Below are 17,582 nucleotides of genomic sequence, written 5' to 3'. Positions count from 1 at the left end.
ATGGGCATATGACAATTTCGTATCGCCGCGCGTCGCGATACGGCTATAATCGGGCATACGCCCCCCCCAAATTCCGCTGACTTATGCCCGTTGATCTGAAAGCGCTTTATCCTAAACTGATTCACCTGTTGCTGGACGCGGTCTTCGTGGTCGATCGGGGCGATCAGATCGTATTTGTGAGTGATGCCTGTGAGGCCCTGCTCGGTTACCGTGCCGACGAGCTGATCGGTACCCTGATCACCGACTATATGCATCCCGACGACCTTGCTGCCACACGCGCCTCCATTGACCGGGTCTTGAATGGCCACAGCCACCGCGACTTCCGCAACCGTTACATCCACAAAAATGGCTCCATCGTTCACATCCTGTGGTCGGCCCGCTGGTCCGAGGAGGACTGTGCGCGCATCGGTGTGGCGCGTGACGTGACGGCTCTCTGGCAGGCCGAGGAGAAATTGCGTTTCCTGGCTCATCACGATCCACTGACCGGGCTGACGAACCGGTCGCTGTTCAATGATCGACTTGAATCGGCTCTGCGTGCGGCCCATCGCCACCAGAGGGGGCTGGCGTTGCTGTTTCTGGATATCAATGACTTTAAGTCGATTAATGATACCCATGGGCATACAGTGGGTGATCGTGTGCTCTGTACGATCGCACGACGCCTGGAACGCTGCGTACGTGAGACTGACACGTTGGCCCGGATGGGCGGCGATGAATTCACGGTGCTGCTGACGGACATCCCGTCAGCGGCGGTGGTTAAAAAGAAGGTGGAGCAGATTGCCGCAGTCATGGCCGAGCCGTTGGGCGCTGAATTCGACGGAATCAAAATGCCTTCCTGCAGTATCGGGGTGGCCTGTTATCCCGCGGACGGGGAGGATGCCAATACCCTGCTGAGCCATGCGGATGAGGCGATGTATCGTCTGAAAGGCAGACGCACCCAAACCGGCTGACGGGCTTACGGGACAACTCAGGCCAGACCGGTTTTATTATCACGCTCTTTTAGTTATCGACTCGGTTTTTGATCACCGACGCGTGTTCGCTTCTCTATTAACTTTTGCGGTAAGGAGTTTCAATGTTACTGGCTGCTCTGGCTGTTGTGTTTGGCCTTATCTTGTTGGTCTGGAGCGCAGATCGCTTCGTGGACGGCGCTGCGGCTACGGCGAAGATTGTCGGCATGCCCCCGCTGTTGATCGGCATGGTGATTGTGGGTTTTGGCACTTCTGCGCCAGAGATGGTGGTTTCGGCCATGGCGGCTCTGGATGGAAAACCGGAGCTGGCACTGGGCAATGCGCTGGGTTCGAATATTGTTAACACCAGTTTGATTCTGGGCGTGACGGCGCTGATCGCTCCGATTATCGTTCACTCAAAAATCGTTCGCAAAGAGCTGCCTCTGTTGTTGGCTATTGGTGCCGTAAGCGGGTATTTTTTGTGGGATTATTCCCTGAGCCGGGTGGAGTCGGTTTTATTGCTGCTGGGCTTTTTCGGGCTGATTGGCTGGAGCATTTTTTCTGCTCTCCGCGGCCAGGGTGATCCACTCGAAGCACAAGTGGAACATGAACTTGAAGCGCATCCCATGTCGCTAGGTAAAGCCGTGTTTTGGCTGGTATTGGGGTTGGTTTTATTAATTCTGAGTTCCCGCCTGCTGGTTTGGGGTGCGGTTACTATTGCTGAAGCGCTGGGCGTCAGTGATCTGGTGATCGGTTTAACCATTGTTGCTCTGGGCACTTCGCTGCCGGAGTTGGCCGCGTCTGTGATCGCAGCCCGCAAAGGTGAGCACGATATTGCGATTGGCAATGTCGTGGGTTCGAACATGTTCAATCTGTTGGCCGTGATCGGTATTGCCGGGGTCATACATCCTGTCATGGCTATCACCCCGGAGGTGGTGAACCGTGACTGGTTGGTAATGATGGCGATGACAGCGGCGCTGCTGCTGATGGCCTTTGGCTTTCGGGGCCAGGGTCGGATCAACCGTTGGGAGGGCGGGACACTGTTGCTCGGCTTTGTGGCCTACAATATTTACCTGATATTCAGCATTATCTAATAAACGAACACAGCGATGTAGAACACCACAAGCCCCCTAGGCCCTATCTCAAAAATGCCTGTAACCAAAAGCCTTGTGACAACAAGGTTTATGCCGAAGAGTTAACGACAAACATTGCTCTATGCATGGTGTGCCGGGTTCATCCACCAATGCCTGGCCCTCGCTATATTCCTGGCTGGCTATATCTATGCCTGTCCCTGGCTATAGCTATATTCCAGACTATAGCCACGAGGCCTGGGCGCCGGCGGGATAGCCGAGGGCGTGGCAACGGCCGCCATTGCTTCTTTGCGAGCAGAGTCGGAGCGTCAGGGCTCCGGTGACAGACTAGTAAAGCTCGCCGTCTTTCATGATCATCGACAAACGCTTTTTGTCGGTGAGAATGCCCAAGTCCTGCAGCGGATCGCCATCCACCAGCAGCATGTCGGCGAGCATGCCTGCTTCCAGCGTGCCTAAATCGCCCTCTTTGCGCATCGCGAGTCCACCGTTGCGGGTGGCGCACAGCAGGGCTTCTGCCGGGGTATAACCGTAGTAGTCCACGAAGTACTGCAGATCCCGAGCCTGTGTGCCTTGCATGTTCCAGGTGAAGCCATAATCACCGCCAATCAAATGTCGAATACCGCGTTTGCGCAGCTCAGTATGGGTTTTCACCGACGCCTCCATTAACTCCGCAATACCCATGGCCTCCACCACGGCGCGGGGTAAGCCGTGTGCTTCGCCGTCATGAAACATGGTATGGAACAGGCCCATGGTGGGGGCGATAAAGATCCGGTCTTTGGCAGCTTCCAGCAGGTCCAGGGTTTCCTCGTCGGTGTATTCGGCGTGGTAAATCATGTCCACGCCGGCCAGCACCGAATTGCGCACGGACTCTATCGAGCGGGCGTGGGTGTTCACCATCTTGCCAAAACTGTGCGCAGTGTTCACCGCCATTTGCATTTCTTCCAGCGACATCGGGGTCGCCATCGCCGGTGCGTGAGGGTAAAAAGGATCGCCAGAAGCATCCAGCTTGATGTTGTCACAGCCTTCCCGGCAGCAAATACGCACAAACTTACGCATTTCTTCCGGTCCATCCACCACCGCCGCCGGGGCTTCCGCCACCCGCTTGTTGTGCAGTCGGCTTTCGTCCCCCAGACCTCCGGTGACCGTAATTTCCACCGAACCGGCCCGGATCCTCGGCCCCGGCAACCTGCCCGCATCCACTTCATTGCGCACGGCGATACCCAGCCTCAGTTTGGCCTCAGAGGCACCATAGGCACTGGTGAAGCCTTGATCCAACAGTTTTTTGGCGACACGGGCGGTGAGAAATACGTGTTCTTCGGGTGATGGAGCGATCAGGTCCTCGGTGCAGGTAAAGGCGTCAAAGGAGAGGTGCGCATGACCCTCGGTCATGCCCGGCATGAGAAATTTATCACTGCCATCAATGACCTCATCAGCATCCATCGATGGTTGGTCTGTGGCAGTTACCGACTTAATCCGATTGCCTTCAACCAAAAGGTTTCCAATAAAGGGGGACGAGCCCGTTCCGTCAAAAATAGTGGCGTTCGTTATTAGAGTTTTTTTCACAGCGACGTCCTTCGGTAAGTGGCCTGTTATACGCCTCGAAGAGGATACTTTAGGCCATCATAGTGGTCGTCGTGAGACAGCTAAATGACTGCTGCGGCAGCTCTGATTGACTCTGCCGTGGCCGGTAAGCCCGGCACGGCCCGCACTGTCCAGACAGCTTAGTGCGTCAGGTTAAAACGTTGGCGGAATTGCCCCGGGGTGTCGCCCGTAGCACGCCGGAAGGCACAGCAAAAACTGGAGGGGGAAGAAAAGCCCAACGTATAGGCAATCGCTTTGACACTTTGATCGGTTGCCAACAAACGCTTGGCGTGTTCAATGCGGCTGTTGGCCACGTAATCGCCGATGGAACAACCACGACTGGCCCGGAATCCACGAGTGAGCTGGCGCACGGACAAGCGGCACATCTCCGCCAGTTCAGACAGATTCGGGGTTGCCTGTACTTCTTGCAGGCGCTCATCAATCACCCGCAGGCGCCAGGCGGCCAGACCACCGGCAACCGTACTGGTATCCACGTTGTTGCAATAACGCGACAATTCAATTGCCAACTGAGCCCCAATGAGCTCCACCAGCATTTCACTGGCAAAGCCCGGCTGCCTGGCTTCCTGCACCAGCCTTAACAGCAAACCTTGAATGTTTGCGTCACGAATATCCAGGCTCGCCATCAAACGGCGACTGGTCCACTCCAGTTCACCGTCAAACCATTCGTCCACGGATGACGAATGTAACTGAAGCAACAACGATTCCTGCTGACAGCGGCCATCGCTGCGGGCTTGCATTTTTTCGCCAGGCGGCACTAAAAAGACATTGCCCAATCGCTCAAAGCGCTGCGAGCTCCAGCGATTGGGGTAGCAGGCACGCGCATTGCCCGGACGGGGAGTCAGGCATAAATCCAGGCGGTAGGCGTCTTCATTTTCCCGCATCACATTGTCGATGGGATCCGGTAAGTGAAAACGCACCAATTGCGCGGTTCCGAGCGTTGAATTCAACTCGGCGTTCACAGTCATCATGCCAGGTGCATGTGTTTCCATGTCACTGACCCTCTCAGAGAATATTTTTATGTAATTCTGATTCTGTGCCAGGGCATATCGGTTTTCAGCCTCAGCCAAACCGTTCTGTCAGAGACAACTCTCAACCAACAGCATAAAACTGCGCCAACAGCACTAATAAACATCACTGTTGAATATACACTCAAGACAAAATAGAGTAAACCAGTAGCAAGCCGCTTCTCCACTCCTTTGTAAGCCCATCCCCGAGTCACCGCACTGTCCCAGGGGGTTGAGAATACCCCAGGTGACGTTGACCCATCGCGAATTCCGCCAGTCATAGCCGAAGTAAGTCTCTGCTGAAATCCAGCCTTAACCTGTCAAACCCAGGGTTCGACCTGTTTTATCTTTAGCCGAGAAAAATCGTGCAGATAACGAATCCGTCTAACTCACTGTTATTAAAGGACATTTACCTCTTTGCCTCCATTTTTAATAAACATCACTGTTGACTAAGTTCGGAACTTTTAGTAACTTCTGCAGCCAATATGACAGAGCCCTAAGGCGTTTTGGGAGGAAATCCATGAGTTTTTCTATAACAGATATAAAACCGCTCATCGGCGCGGAAATCAAAGCCGACAAAGAAACGCTGCTGAGCGGCAAATACGCTGCAGAAATACGTGAAGCACTGGAAGCCCGTGGCTGCTTCGTCATTCGTGAAATCAACTTCACCGGTGAAGAACAGCTGGCGTTCACCAAAACACTGGGGCGCGTCATTGATGAAGGTGAAGGCGGTATCTACAAAGTTACCCTGGACACCAAAGAAAACGAACACGCCGACTACCTCAGAGGCGCTTTCTATTGGCACATGGATGGATCAACCCTGGACGTGCCCATCCTGGCCTCCATCTTGAACGGTTTCAAACCCTCCGAGACCGGCGGCAACACCGAGTTCTGCAGCACCTACGTCGGCTATGAAGACCTGCCAGAAGAAGACAAGCAAGCCTATGAAGGCTTACGTGTTGTCCACAGCCTGGCGGCCGCACAGTATTACGTACACCCGGAGCCAACCCTGGAGCAAATCAGCACCTGGAGCATGATGCCATCCCGCTCCCATCCGTTGGTATGGAAGCACGCCTCAGGCCGTAAATCCCTGGTCATTGGTGCCACCGCCAGCCACATTGAAGGTATGGGTTTCGAAGAAGGCCGTGCCCTGCTGCACAAGTTGCGCATTCACTGCACCCAGCCCAAGTACGTTTACTCGCACCAGTGGACCAAAGGTGATCTGGTTGCCTGGGATAATACCGGCACTCTGCACCGCGCCACCGAATACCCTCTGGACAGCGGCCGCATGATGCACCGCACCAAGCTCGAAGGTGAAGAGCCTATTGCATAATCTTCCTACCGGAGCAGTGCGGCAGTCCGGCTGTTGCACACCTGCAAGACAAAAAAGCCCCGTGTTCCCAACGACAACATGGGGCTTTTTATTAACGGGTCAATCGGCTTAAGATTTTAACAACCAATTTGAGTTTTCACAGCCAGTCTGAGTCAATAACACCGACTGCGATCACTTAATCCAAATCATTGATAAACCGTGTTAACCCAGGTTCGCAATCACCTGCGGCATTTCACCCGTAGTACATATCCCTGGTTTGGCCCCGCACACCACACTCACAGCATTGACTGCACGGTGCGCCGTATAACCGGGTGTCGTGGCGGCCAGATCCTCATCCGCAATCGGTGAAAACAGAATCGACACATCCATCGGCGTATCTCCCAACACCTGAACCCGCCAGCCGTTGCCCCGCAACTCCCAATCGTTATCCAGCTCTTTGGTGCAATACCAGTTCAGGCGCATTTGCATCAAAGCTTCACCGTGACGCAACCCGGTGATGGTAATCCTCTGCCCTCCCACGGTTCCCGCTTCCAGCACACCCGCAGCGATATGAACATCCTCTTTCACTGTCGCCACTTCACCAATCGCAGTCACCTCATCCAGCGACATTCCGATGGAATCCGCCAGTTGATTCAACGATGCCGCAAAACCTGCCTTCACATGCGCCAACCGCTCTTCACCAAAATCCGATGGCGGTTTGCCAAACCCCATGATGTCAAACAATAGCTCGGGAGAATTTCGCGTAGTCAGATCTGCGAACTCATCAATGATCAAATGATCAAGGCGACGCTGCAGCGACGTCAGTACCAGCGGTATCGCCTCAGTGATAAACCCGGGGCTGGATCCCGTACTGTAAATGGAGCTGCCGCCGGCGTCGCACGCCGCTTCAATTCGACTGCGAGTTTCATTGTCCAGGGATCCCGGGTGATGGAACTCTACCCGCGTGGTCACGACATTACAGCCAGATGCCAATATCCGGCACAGATCATCAACGTTGCAACCCTGCTGCATATACAGGACACAATCCGCTTTCAGTGCAATGATGTCATCAATCCTGTTGGTCGCCTGTACACCCACCGGCTGGGTACCACACAAGGTACCGGCATCCTGGCCTACCTTATTATCCGAATGCACGTAAAGCCCAACCAACTCCAAATCCGGATGTTCAATAACACTACGTAAAGAACGGGTGCCAATATTACCCGTTGCCCACTGAACAACTTTTAACGGAATGTTTTTTTGCGTCGCCATATTTCTTAACCTCTTATGCTTATTATGAGTTTTGAAATTTCTGTTCAACTATCGCTTTAACATCATCTTTTTGTGTCTTCGTGCTTTTATCTTTCGTAGATTGTATATTTTTTTTATCGTGTATTGGCAGACTACCTTTCCAAATAGTCTAGCGGATTCAATATTTTCTAAACCTATCGCAAGTTCATTTTATTTCACTGTATTCGGGGCTCGTAGATAAAACAGTGACAACGCCAACGGGATAAAAAATAATGCCAGTTGCCATTCAAACACATGCACCCCGGCTTCTGCGGTTACTGCCGGAAAACCGCCTAATACAATCGCCGCCAAAGTGTTGCCGGAAAGACCTCCGACTGCTCGCCAGCTGCTGAACAATCCCATCGCCAGAGCGTGCGACTGCGACGGTATTGCCAGCATCGCTGAGCGCTGACTTATCAATAATGAAATCGCAATACCGATGCCCAGCAGCCCCATAACCAACACAAAACTGATTTTGGTAAACGCCAAAATCATGAGGGCCAAACTCGCGCCCAAAGCCAACAGCGTCAGCCATTTAAAAGGCCCCTCTCCAATCTTGTCCAACGCTTTTCCCGCAAGCGGACTGATGAAAAAAATCGTCAGGGAAAAGCCGGTCAGATAAAGTCCTAAACTACCGCTGTTAAGGCTCAAGGTAGCCAGAGTCCAGGCCGGCAAGGTAAACATCACACCAAACTGGATACAGGAAGTGAAAAAAGCCGCACTGCAGCTAAGATTAAATACCCGGTTATTGATGGGTTTAAATTGCCGGCGAGATTGGCTGGATTTAAAAATCCCCACTGCCACGACAAGAGTCGTCACCAACAGCACCATAGCGCTAAAAAACACGGGTTCGCCCTGTATCACTGCCTGCAACACAAAGGCCAATGGCAAAAACGGCAAGCCGATAAAACTCACCGCGGTGAAGCGGGTTTCCCTGGGCTCATCCCCGGGAATAAACAACACCGCCAAAGCAAACGCGATCACACCCAAGGGTATGTTGATCCAAAACAACATGGGCCATTCATAGAGCTCCACCAAAATACCGCCCAGCGGGAATCCCAAAGCCGTAACGGCAACCATGATGGAATTCAAAAGCCCCAGATAAATACCGGTTTTTGCAGCTGGCACCACCTGACCGACCAGGCCCAGGGCATTTGCCAGAATGACGCCGGAAAAAATGGCCTGGGCAATGCGCCAAAATAATAACGTTGAGAACGTTACTGAAGTTGCCGCCAAATAACTGACTGCCGTAAACCCGGCAATGCCAATTAAAAACAGTTTTTTTCGGCCAATACTGTCCCCGATTCCACCAGCCAAGGGCTGCGACGCTGCGGTGGCAGCCATAAAATACATCACCATGGCAGACATGTGCGTATAAGGCAAAGCAAAGGTTTCCGCCAGATGCGGATAAGCTGTCACTACCAATGAGCCGTTAAAAGGATTTAACACAAAGCCAATGGCAATCGCAAAAATAGCAAGATAAGACGTGACGCCCAACTTATCCGCTGTATCAGCTGATACTTGTTCGGGTGAGCCGTTCATAAAGGAGGATCAGAAGGAAGGGGAGAATACTGAAGCGATGACCACATCATCGCTTCAGCACAAAGTTTGCGGTAAGAAAATCTTACTTATTAACGTCGACGATCAAACGACCGCGAACTTTTCCTTCCAGCAAGTCAGTGGCAGCAGGAATCGCTTCAGCCAAACTGATTTCATTGGCAATGGTTTCCAGTAAAGCTGGATCCAGATCTTTGGCCAAACGTTTCCACGCCGACTTGCGCAGTTCAATCGGTGCCATCACGCTGTCTACACCCAACAGAGAAACGCCGCGTAAAATGAACGGCATAACCGTCGCAGGGAAATCCGCACCCTGAGCCAGACCGCAAGCTGCAACCACACCGCCATAACGGGTTTGCGCACAAGCGTTGACCAGCGTGTAGCTACCGACAGAATCTACCACACCCGCCCAACGCTCTCTCTGCAGAGGCTTACCTTTTTCAGACAATTCAGAGCGCAGAATGATGTCGGATGCCCCCAAGCCTTTGAGGTAATCGGCTTCGGATTCTTTACCGGTAGCAGCAACAACAGTAAAGCCGGCTTTTGCCAGCAAGGCAACGGCCACACTGCCCACACCACCAGTGGCACCCGTCACCAGAATTTCACCCTGATCCGGTCTCACGCCGGATGCCATCAAGGTATCCACACACAGTGCTGCGGTATAACCGGCGGTACCGATGGCCATTGCCTGACGGCTGTTAAACGCTTCTGGCAAAGCCACCAGCCAATCGCCGTTCAGGCGCGCCTTTTGTGACAAGCCACCCCAATGACCTTCACCCACTCCCCAGCCATTGAGGACAACCCGATCTCCAACCTTCCAGTCAGCGTGAGTACTTTCGGAAACCACACCGGCCAAATCAATGCCTGGAACCATGGGAAACTTGCGCACCACGGGTGAACTGCCGGTGATGGCCAGTCCGTCTTTGTAGTTCAGCGTTGAATATTCAACGTCAATCGTAACATCACCTTCAGGCAACTGAGATTCATCGATCTGGGTCACTTCAACGGTTTGACCCGCCTCATCTTTATTAATGGAAATTGCAGAGAACATATACACCTTCTACATTATTGATTATCAAATTTGAGTTAACTGTTTTTGCCCGTTAACCGTTCTACACCTTACCCTCACAAACAGGGTAACTGGTTTTATCAGTGAACTGTATTTAAAAGCGAGCCGCGCAACTTTATTGACCACTGCTACGTTGACCACTACTACGTTGGTTGCCACTACGTTGACCACGATTATATTGACTGTGTCTATTACGACTGGCGGACACGAAAAAAACAACACTGTTGTCCAATAGCTAATTTAAGCACATCCGCCTGACTGTTGCCAGCCGGTCCAGGGGTGGATCTTGCTAGTCGCTGGCGGAATCGAGCAGCTTCCAGATACCTTCGGCACTGGCGATGGTCTTGTCCCCAACCTTGATCAATCCGCGAATGAACAATAATTGTTTACTGGCGCGGACAATCTCAGGCTGGCAAGTCATGAATTCCCCTACCCGTGCCACCGAGACAAACTGAGTTTGCAACGACACCGTCACACAGCCCATGCGCTTTTCGCCCATAGCGACCGCGACCGCAGACCCCAGGCCGATGTCAGCAAACGTCATCACCACGCCACCATGGACGGTTCCCAGATGATTGTTGCTGTGACGCTCCTCCAGCAACAGCCCCATGGCTCTCTCTTCACCCTCACCGCGTGACCAGAAAGGGCCGGCCAAACCAGTAAAACCGTTGGCGCTGAGGCTGGTCCAACCTTCAGCTTCCAAAGTATGGCAGTCGATCACTTTTTCTTCCGGCATGTTATGACTTCCCTTTGGAGCCAATGCCGGCAATGTACTTTTCCATAATGGCCAGGTAATCCGGATTTAACATCAGGGCACTGTTGGCCATACGCTCAACATGGCGCGCCTGATCACGCCCCAGCTCATGCACCATCTCAATGGCTATTTTCGCGGCCCCCATCTGTTCGGCATTCTGCTTGGCCAGGTGGCGACAGAAGTCCATCGCGTCCTCGTCGAACGTCTCGTCCGGATAAACTTCATGCACCAGACCCATAATCAGTGCGCGGTCGGCATCGGCGGGCTTGTTGGCCATGATCAGGTAGCGCGCCCAATGCGGACCGACATAGCGGGTCAAACGGCTGACGCCGTTCGAGGCTGGCAGCACCCCGAACTTGCCTTCCGGAAACGCGTAGCTGGCACTCTTGGCGGCCAGACGAAAATCGCAGGACAGCGACAGCTCCAGGCCACCGCCCACACAGGTGCCCTGATGGGCGACCACGATGGGTTTTTCGATATGCTCCATCTCGTCATAAATGCGGTGCATACCATGCAGTCCGAGGCGGTGCTTTTCACGAATCGCGGTCGGCGTTTTGGCCGGCATTTCCGGCTCCCCGCTGGTATCACGCAAATCGGCACCGGCACAGAAATAGCGCCCGGTGGCGCGGATCAGCATCACTTTCAACTGCGGCGTGTCGCGGAACCGGTGCAATGCCGTTTCGAACAAACGCATGGTCTGCCCGGTCAGTGCGTTCAGCTTGTCGGGACGATTCAAAGTACAAATGATGACGCCATCGATCTCTTCTACTAACAGGTGTGGAGCTTCGCTCATATCCAGTCTCTCCTTAACCGCGGGTACGTGGCAGGCCAAGTGCCCGCTCGGCAATCATGCTGCGGTGTACTTCGCTGGTGCCACCATAAATTGTAGTGCCGTGCGCATGACGATAGGCCAGGTTCAGCTCGCCCGCCGCACCTTCCCGCTTGGACAGCGAATAAGGTGCGGTCAGGTCCAGCAGGTCGCGGGAATCGGACTGAAATTTCTCGGACGAAAACATTTTGATCATCGGGCCGTAAGCTTTGTTTTCCCGGCCGGTAACGCCCACCCAAAGAGCACGATTAGCCAGCATTTCAGAGATATAGAAGTGCATGCGTGCACGAGCCAGGCGTTTCTGGGCATCCACGTCTTTGATCAAAGGCTGGCCTTTGTACTGAATTTCGCGACACAGGGTTTCGGCGGAACGGAACATTTTACGCTGGCTTTTATTAAAGCCACCGCCGTGTTCCAGCTCCAGCGCAGCGGCCATGGTGCGAACACCACCGTCCACTTCACCCAGACGGTATTCGTCTTTTACAATCACACCATCGTAAAAAGTGGCATTGGTGCGCTCGTCCTGGAAGGTATAAACCGGCTGAACTTCAATCCCTGGAGTATCTAGCGGCACAATAAACATCGTCAGGCCCTTGTGCTTGGGCACATCCGGATTGGTGCGCGTTAGCAAAATCACATACTGGGCAATGTTGGCACCACTGGTCCACATTTTCGCGCCATCAATACGCCAGCTGCCGTCCTCCAGGCGAGTCGCCTTGGTCTTGGCCGCAAACACATCAGAGCCACAGCCAGGTTCGGAATAACCCAAACTGCACACTGCGTCACCGTTAATAATTTTGGTCAGCACTTCTTCTTTCAGGACTTCACTGCCGGCCTTGCGGATCATGGTGCCCACCAGATCGGTGGTGCTCACGGGGTGAGTCGTCCAGTTGTACTCTTCCCACACTTGACGCAGAGCATTCATCACATATGGCTCGGCTTCACGACCGTTGTACTCTTTCGGCCAGGCAGGGAACAGGAATTTGGCTTCTGCCAGTTTCTTGTGAATACCCGCATCGTAACCATCAAAAGAGTAGTGTGCTTTGGCTTTCAGCTCAGGAGTGAGGTTATCTTCAAAAAACTGTTTCAGCTCTTCAGCCATGGTATTGGCTGGTTCGCCCAGGTCAAAGTCGATAGAGATTTCGCCAACATCCGGCAGGGCAGCAACTTCACCTTCGTAAAGGCGGCGCCCCGCTTCTTCCAACAAACGATTGATGTCGCCATACACCAGCGGCCAGGCTTTGGCTCGCAGATTGTACAGATGAATATCATATTCAGTCGCCAGGCCATAACCGCCAAAAGTGTGCAGCGATTGCGTCACCGCGCGAGCGGCCGTATCGGCATTCCAATACAGCGCCATAGACACTTGGGCCGAAGCCGCGTCCAGATTTTTAGAGAGATCGTGAATGGCTTTCCAGGTCAGATACTTACCGCCATCAATGTCGGTAATGAGATCAGCCAACGGATGGGACATGGCTTGGTAGGTGCCAATGGGCTTGCCAAAAGCCTCGCGTTCACACGCGTATTCGGCCGCCATTTCAACAGCGCGACGGGACAGTCCGGCCAGCGCCGCCGCCATCAGCAGTTTCCACTCTTCCAGTCCTTGCGCGAAAACCTTAACCGCTTCGGCCCCCTCACCCAACACCACGGCACTGGCCACATCCAGCTGCAATTCAGCAATGGGGGTAGAGGCCAGATTTGCTTCACCACGGTTTTCACCTTCCGGCAGAGTTACCAAAATCACCTGCTCGCCTTTGCGGGCAATCACCGCTGTCGCCACGGCTCCACCGGCGACCCACTGCAGTGGCTGTTCAGCCACATCATGCAGGGCAACCGTAACCACCTGACTGCCTATAATCGCCTGCTCCAACAAATCAGCCTGAGAATCGGCCGCCAGGCGAGACAGGATACGGGTCGCCACCAGAGTTTCAGCGACCGGCCCGGACGCCAGCGTTCGGCCCACTTCTTCCATCAGCACAACCGCGTCCATCAGACCCAGCCCCAAGCCTCCAAATTCTTCAGGAACACGCAGCGTAAAGGCGCCCAATTCACCCAGCCCAGCCCACATATCGGCATCAAAACCGTCTTTTTCAGCTGCGGCTCGCACGCGTTCACTGTTGCTCTGTTCATCCAGGAAACGGGCGAAGGATTCCTGCATCATCCGCTGGTCATCAGAAAGCTCAAAATTCATTGTTGGTTACACTCCGAGAAATATCAGGTTAACAATAGACACAATCAACCGGTTTGACTGCGTATTGAACCAAGTGGGGCTTGTAGTTAGACCAAACAGCCAAACTGGCGTTGGACCAGTTGTATCTGGATTCTCCGTATGCCCGTCACCCTTATTCGCTGTTGTCGATTAGCGGTTGCTGGCCATTATTAACTATTGTTGGCCGTTGATTTCTATTGCTGGGTGAAATCGATCGGGCAGCGCACTCCAATGAGCGTGCTTATATCCCAGTCAGAGTACAACGTTGCGGCACATTTAGTCAACAATGATGTATAGTAGAAAAGCGGGATTAAAGCACCGCCATGAGGGCCGATGGGTGCAACAAACCAGAGAAAATATAGAGCGCCAGGAACTGGCGCTCTGGGCAATAGCGAGGGAGGGTTATTTTGACGCCGCTTTGGTTTTAGCTGGCTTTTTAGCTTTTGGGGCAGACTTGGGTTTTGCCGGTTTGGCTTGAGCTTCTTCGTTGGCCGCCACCAATTCCGGGAATTTTTCCTTGTTGAGTGTGCCGTACAGGGTCTGGCGAATCGATTCATCCATAAAACGCTTGGCCATCTTCCGGCGACCTGCTGCCGTGTGCGTGTGGGCCCGGGCCCACACCGGCCATAAAAAGACCGACACCAGTGTCGACACGGCATGCACTTCTTTGTCAATGCCCGGCAGGGCCTTGTCAGAATCCGCAAACGCATCAATGTTCGACTTGTACATGGCCCAGAAAGGGTCACTAGCTGGCTGATCAGAACTTAACACGTCAAACAGCCAGACACGGCCGAATTCGGGATTTTCCATGGCAAAATTAATCAGGTTGGCCGACACCGTTCTGGAATCGGGCGCCTCCACCTCTTCTTCATCCGGCAGGCGGCCAAAAACTTCACGGCAGAGTTTTTCACTCACCCACGCCTTGGTCGCGTCCAACAGCTGTTCCCGGGTTTGAAAATGGTGGTAAGCGGTCCCCCGGTTTACCCCCGCCAACTGGGCCACCTGAGAAACGCTCAGCCCTTCGGGACCGTCTTTCGCCAACAGCTTACCCGCGTACTCCAGAATCAATTCTCGGGTCAGTTTAGGGTTCCGACGAGTTTTTGTAGGTTTTGGTTTTGATGCGGCGCTGCTCAAAGCTTTCTCCATTTTCCTGAAGGTGCAAAAATTGGTCAATTGTGCCTGAGTGGGAACAGTTTTGCACGACAACCTTGACTGGCCAGGTGGTTTTCTTTAAATCTGGACAGCCGACACCACAAATGCGTCAACACCGTCGTCACTCGCTGGATGAACTTGCCAAATATAATGATAGACTGCGGCAATAGCTTGATCTTAGCAGCAGAAGACACCATGAGGAGTAATTGTGGAAAAGCTGACCACCATCGACATCACCAAGGAATACCTGCACTTTTCTGCGGCTCATTTTACCATTTTTTCCGCTTCCGAGCGGGAGCGCCTGCACGGCCACAATTTTTTTGTCTCCGCCGCCGTAACCGCTCTGGTCCAGGCCGACGGCATGTGCTTTAACTACTGTCAACTGAAAGACTCATTACGGGAACTGTGCGTCGGGCTGGATGAGTATTTGCTGCTGGCGGAAAACTCTCCTTATCTGCAGATACATGAACTGGGAAAGAACTACCGCGTGACCTTTGCGGACGAAGAAATGTTTTTCCTAAAGCAGGACACCCTGCTGCTGCCCGTGGCCAACATTACGATTGAAGAGTTATCCTATTACCTGCTGCAGCGCCTGCTCGAAGACAGCCGCTACAGCAGTAACCCCGACATTCGGGAAATTACCTTACGGGTCGCCTCCGGACCTGGCCAGTGGGGCTCATCCCAGTGGCAAAACCCCCAGGCATAACAGTTTAAGGCAGCTTTCACCCAGCCATCATTTCGGACACTCGCCACTCTATGGACAGCACCACAGAAAATTACGCAATGACGAAAGACTCCGGCAAAGACCTTCCGGTGGACAGCCTTTTGTACGAACGCCGCGAGCGTGTTTTTCTGGTGTTGGCAGGGATATTTCTCAGCTCCATGACCCTGCTCAACGTCATCGGCATTACCCGTTTTGTGCAACTCGGCCCCATGTCCCTGGCCATCGGCGTATTGCCCTACCCGATCACGTTTTTGTGTACCGACCTGGTCTGTGAACTGTACGGCAAACGCAGAGCCAACTTTCTGGTCACCCTGGGGTTGGGGTTGAATGTGTTCATCATCGCCTGTCTGTATCTGGCCCAGGCGGTACCCGCCGTCAGTCCCGAAACCATGCCGCCCTGGCAGATGCTGAACCTTGCGCAACCGGTGGGCATGCCAAACGGCGACACCGTCTCCGGTTCGGTCGAATTATTTGATTTTATTTACTCACTCACCAGCGGGGCGATGTTTGCGTCCATGATGGCTTACGTCGCGGCTCAGTATTGTGATGTACAGCTGTTTCATTTCTGGAAAAAGCTGACCCATGGCAAACACCTGTGGTTGCGCAACAACTTCAGTACCCTGATCAGTCAGGGTGTGGACTCGTTCATGGTGATCAGTGTCACCTTCGGTGCGGTGTGGCTGGCGGGAGGCATCAGCACTCAGCAGATGCTGGTGCTGATGGGCAGTAACTACCTGTTCAAAATGTGCTGTGCGCTGGCCGATACCGGTCCGTTTTACTATTTCACCTTTAAGCTGAAACGCTATTTGCAACTTTGAGTAATAACGCTGCGGCGTTCATTACACCAAACAGCATCTATTGCGATGAAGCCTACCCAGTACCCGTTCCAATCAAACCCAACCACATCGACGCCCATTGAGCCCTGATGGGCAGTCACTCTCGCGCCAAGAAGCCTAAGCTCGTTGAGCGATACGGGCGCCCGCCGGCGTGCAGCCGGGTTCTTCCCTTCGTCAACACAGGATGGACGTTTAACCGTTCAGGGCTTGCACAGGCTCAGTGCTCAACCTGCCCCAGATTTGCATGCAACACGGCACCGTTAATCACCGGATTGGTGGCACAGAAATAAATGGTGTCGGCTATTTCTGCCGGTTCGATCAACCGGTTATAGGTGCACACGGAAGCAATGTCCTTGAGAACCTCCGCTGAACCGCCCACATGCTCGCGCAACATATCCGTATCAGTAAACCCCGGGCAAACACACGCAGTGTGCACCTGGCGACCGGCCAGGTCCTGGCAGGTGGAGCGCATCATCCCCACCACCGCGTGTTTGGCGGTGACATAAGACGTGCAACCGAAGACGGCTTTTTCGCTCAGGGTAGAGCCGATGTACACAATTGCCGAGCCCGGCACCAGATACGGTGCCAGAAAACGATTGAGGATCGCCGGCGCCACCACATTCACTTCCAGAGAGCGGCGCATTTCTTCCGGCTCAATTTCCAGCACATGATCGTTCACATGCACTCCGGCGTTATGCACGATGGCCAGCTGCTCACAACCTTTCAGCTGTTCCTTTAATGGCTTTTCCACCGCGGATAACCAATCCGGGTGAGAGAAATCCGCAATCAGACTGGTACAACCGTCTATACCCGCCGGTTTGCGTGAGAGATTAATCACCTGAAATCCCTGCCCCTGAAAACGTTCAATCGTCGCACGACCAATCCCCGTTCGACCGCCCGTGATCACTGCTACTTTTTTCATGCGACTCCCCTTAATTTGTGAAGCTGTTAAATGTTGTTGTCATAGCCGTGATCACTGCTACTTTTTTCATGCGACTCCCCTTAATTTGTGAAGCTGTTAAATGTTGTTGTCATAGCCGTGGATCCTGCTTGTTCACATCGTCGCTACGCTTGTTAACGTCCGAGCTGCTGACCTGCCAGGTTCAGAGACAGCGCCCATGCCACCCAACGCAAAAGAGCAGCGGCACAAGCCACTGCACCTGGACCACCACGGCCCTGATGTGTTGTGCGAGGTTATACCGTTCAGCC

Annotated in this window: 15 protein-coding genes; 5 read left to right on the top strand and 10 right to left on the bottom strand. The window is 53.4% G+C overall.

Going from position 1 to position 17,582, the window contains the following annotated elements:
• The first annotated feature begins 83 nt into the window (after nucleotides 1–83).
• Complete coding sequence (locus G8770_RS10280; protein WP_167185792.1) at nucleotides 84–947, top strand: sensor domain-containing diguanylate cyclase; 864 nt, start codon at nucleotides 84–86, stop codon at nucleotides 945–947.
• Between the two features lie 122 nt (nucleotides 948–1,069).
• Nucleotides 1,070–2,038 (top strand): calcium/sodium antiporter, encoded by a 969-nt coding sequence (locus G8770_RS10275; protein ID WP_167185789.1) that lies wholly within the window; start codon nucleotides 1,070–1,072, stop codon nucleotides 2,036–2,038.
• A gap of 324 nt (nucleotides 2,039–2,362) precedes the next feature.
• Here the strand turns inward: G8770_RS10275 and G8770_RS10270 are convergent, their stop codons facing one another.
• Complete coding sequence (locus tag G8770_RS10270; protein ID WP_167185786.1) at nucleotides 2,363–3,598, bottom strand: amidohydrolase family protein; 1,236 nt, start codon at nucleotides 3,596–3,598, stop codon at nucleotides 2,363–2,365.
• A gap of 158 nt (nucleotides 3,599–3,756) precedes the next feature.
• Nucleotides 3,757–4,626 carry a helix-turn-helix transcriptional regulator gene (locus tag G8770_RS10265; RefSeq protein WP_208022183.1) on the bottom strand — a complete coding sequence of 290 codons (870 nt, stop codon included), beginning with the start codon at nucleotides 4,624–4,626 and terminating at the stop codon, nucleotides 3,757–3,759.
• A gap of 535 nt (nucleotides 4,627–5,161) precedes the next feature.
• Here G8770_RS10265 and G8770_RS10260 point away from each other — a divergent pair.
• The gene (locus G8770_RS10260) at nucleotides 5,162–5,974 is read left to right on the top strand and encodes a TauD/TfdA dioxygenase family protein (RefSeq protein ID WP_167185783.1); all 813 of its coding nucleotides are present in this window, start codon (nucleotides 5,162–5,164) and stop codon (nucleotides 5,972–5,974) included.
• 201 nt (nucleotides 5,975–6,175) lie between these two features.
• Here the strand turns inward: G8770_RS10260 and G8770_RS10255 are convergent, their stop codons facing one another.
• The 7 genes from G8770_RS10255 to G8770_RS10225 all read right to left on the bottom strand — a co-directional run bounded on the left by G8770_RS10255 (nucleotide 6,176) and on the right by G8770_RS10225 (nucleotide 14,795).
• Complete coding sequence (locus G8770_RS10255; protein WP_167185780.1) at nucleotides 6,176–7,225, bottom strand: NAD(P)H-dependent amine dehydrogenase family protein; 1,050 nt, start codon at nucleotides 7,223–7,225, stop codon at nucleotides 6,176–6,178.
• 189 nt (nucleotides 7,226–7,414) lie between these two features.
• The gene (locus tag G8770_RS10250) at nucleotides 7,415–8,785 is read right to left on the bottom strand and encodes an MFS transporter (protein ID WP_167185777.1); all 1,371 of its coding nucleotides are present in this window, start codon (nucleotides 8,783–8,785) and stop codon (nucleotides 7,415–7,417) included.
• Between the two features lie 82 nt (nucleotides 8,786–8,867).
• A complete protein-coding gene (gene acuI / locus G8770_RS10245) occupies nucleotides 8,868–9,851 on the bottom strand; it encodes an acrylyl-CoA reductase (NADPH) (protein ID WP_167185774.1) in 984 nt (327 codons plus the stop codon).
• A 307-nt stretch (nucleotides 9,852–10,158) separates the two neighbouring features.
• Nucleotides 10,159–10,605 carry a PaaI family thioesterase gene (locus tag G8770_RS10240; RefSeq protein ID WP_167185771.1) on the bottom strand — a complete coding sequence of 149 codons (447 nt, stop codon included), beginning with the start codon at nucleotides 10,603–10,605 and terminating at the stop codon, nucleotides 10,159–10,161.
• 1 nt (nucleotide 10,606) lies between these two features.
• A complete protein-coding gene (locus G8770_RS10235) occupies nucleotides 10,607–11,416 on the bottom strand; it encodes an enoyl-CoA hydratase/isomerase family protein (protein WP_167185768.1) in 810 nt (269 codons plus the stop codon).
• 13 nt (nucleotides 11,417–11,429) lie between these two features.
• The gene (locus G8770_RS10230; protein ID WP_167185765.1) at nucleotides 11,430–13,643 is read right to left on the bottom strand and encodes an acyl-CoA dehydrogenase family protein; all 2,214 of its coding nucleotides are present in this window, start codon (nucleotides 13,641–13,643) and stop codon (nucleotides 11,430–11,432) included.
• 420 nt (nucleotides 13,644–14,063) lie between these two features.
• A complete protein-coding gene (locus tag G8770_RS10225; protein ID WP_208022182.1) occupies nucleotides 14,064–14,795 on the bottom strand; it encodes a TetR/AcrR family transcriptional regulator in 732 nt (243 codons plus the stop codon).
• A 226-nt stretch (nucleotides 14,796–15,021) separates the two neighbouring features.
• On the opposite strand from G8770_RS10225, the gene G8770_RS10220 reads away from it, so the two are divergent.
• Both G8770_RS10220 and G8770_RS10215 read left to right on the top strand, forming a co-directional pair.
• Nucleotides 15,022–15,519 carry a 6-carboxytetrahydropterin synthase gene (locus tag G8770_RS10220; RefSeq protein ID WP_167185759.1) on the top strand — a complete coding sequence of 166 codons (498 nt, stop codon included), beginning with the start codon at nucleotides 15,022–15,024 and terminating at the stop codon, nucleotides 15,517–15,519.
• 50 nt (nucleotides 15,520–15,569) lie between these two features.
• Entirely contained in the window at nucleotides 15,570–16,355 is a 786-nt protein-coding gene (locus tag G8770_RS10215) for a queuosine precursor transporter (protein WP_208022181.1), read from the top strand.
• 235 nt (nucleotides 16,356–16,590) lie between these two features.
• Here the strand turns inward: G8770_RS10215 and G8770_RS10210 are convergent, their stop codons facing one another.
• On the bottom strand, nucleotides 16,591–17,295 hold the full coding sequence (locus G8770_RS10210; RefSeq protein WP_167185756.1) for an SDR family NAD(P)-dependent oxidoreductase: 705 nt from the start codon (nucleotides 17,293–17,295) through the stop codon (nucleotides 16,591–16,593).
• Between the last annotated feature and the right edge of the window lie 287 nt (nucleotides 17,296–17,582).

The sequence above is a fragment of the Pseudomaricurvus hydrocarbonicus genome (genome assembly GCF_011602365.1).
Taxonomy (GTDB): domain Bacteria; phylum Pseudomonadota; class Gammaproteobacteria; order Pseudomonadales; family Cellvibrionaceae; genus Pseudomaricurvus; species Pseudomaricurvus hydrocarbonicus.
This window is presented reverse-complemented; position numbering and strand designations above follow the sequence as displayed.

Bases quoted from the DNA above. Each gene is read 5' to 3' on its own strand.
- G8770_RS10280 (WP_167185792.1), top strand. From the start codon at position 84: ATGCCCGTTGATCTGAAAGCGCTTTATCCTAAACTGATTCACCTGTTG.
- G8770_RS10275 (WP_167185789.1), top strand. From the start codon at position 1,070: ATGTTACTGGCTGCTCTGGCTGTTGTGTTTGGCCTTATCTTGTTGGTC.
- G8770_RS10265 (WP_208022183.1), bottom strand. From the start codon at position 4,626: ATGGAAACACATGCACCTGGCATGATGACTGTGAACGCCGAGTTGAAT.
- G8770_RS10260 (WP_167185783.1), top strand. From the start codon at position 5,162: ATGAGTTTTTCTATAACAGATATAAAACCGCTCATCGGCGCGGAAATC.
- G8770_RS10255 (WP_167185780.1), bottom strand. From the start codon at position 7,225: ATGGCGACGCAAAAAAACATTCCGTTAAAAGTTGTTCAGTGGGCAACG.
- G8770_RS10250 (WP_167185777.1), bottom strand. From the start codon at position 8,785: ATGAACGGCTCACCCGAACAAGTATCAGCTGATACAGCGGATAAGTTG.
- acuI (WP_167185774.1), bottom strand. From the start codon at position 9,851: ATGTTCTCTGCAATTTCCATTAATAAAGATGAGGCGGGTCAAACCGTT.
- G8770_RS10240 (WP_167185771.1), bottom strand. From the start codon at position 10,605: ATGCCGGAAGAAAAAGTGATCGACTGCCATACTTTGGAAGCTGAAGGT.
- G8770_RS10235 (WP_167185768.1), bottom strand. From the start codon at position 11,416: ATGAGCGAAGCTCCACACCTGTTAGTAGAAGAGATCGATGGCGTCATC.
- G8770_RS10230 (WP_167185765.1), bottom strand. From the start codon at position 13,643: ATGAATTTTGAGCTTTCTGATGACCAGCGGATGATGCAGGAATCCTTC.
- G8770_RS10215 (WP_208022181.1), top strand. From the start codon at position 15,570: ATGGACAGCACCACAGAAAATTACGCAATGACGAAAGACTCCGGCAAA.
- G8770_RS10210 (WP_167185756.1), bottom strand. From the start codon at position 17,295: ATGAAAAAAGTAGCAGTGATCACGGGCGGTCGAACGGGGATTGGTCGT.